This is a genomic window from Bradyrhizobium sp. Leo78, assembly GCF_059512425.1.
Genome location: NZ_JCAMOT010000261.1, coordinates 1 through 401 on the forward strand (window position 1 = coordinate 1; position 401 = coordinate 401).

At 57.4% G+C, this 401-nt stretch carries 1 protein-coding gene; it reads right to left on the reverse strand.

Annotated features, from left to right (window positions below; genetic code table 11):
• Window positions 1-295, reverse strand: a 295-nt coding sequence (locus AC5ZG1_RS44585) for a DUF475 domain-containing protein (protein WP_496136598.1), incomplete at its 3' end; no start/stop codon positions are given.
• Between the last annotated feature and the right edge of the window lie 106 nt (window positions 296-401).

Below are 401 nucleotides of genomic sequence, written 5' to 3' on the forward strand. Positions count from 1 at the left end.
GAAAGACAATGCGCATGCCGAAGACGGCAATGATGATGCCCCAGGTAAGGAATCGTTTCTGCCAGACCGGCGTCATCTCCTTCAGCTTGTTGGCATTGACGATGGCATTGTCGAAGGAAAGCGAGATCTCCAGCACCGCGAGCACGGCACAGATGAAGAAGACGGTCGCCATGCCGCCGATCGTGCCGGTTGTCTGCCAACCAAGCACGGCGCCGAGAACAAGGCCGAGGGCCGTGACGATGAACGCCCAGCGGAAGTAGCCGAGCGAGGATTTAGTGGTCTGAGATTGGTTCATGGCCGCACCTCGCGGCCGAAACGCTTGTTGGAGAGGATGGAGGTATTATAAAAACGCGGCATGCCACAACGGGCATGCTGACGAGGCATGGTGAGCTTTTTCATCG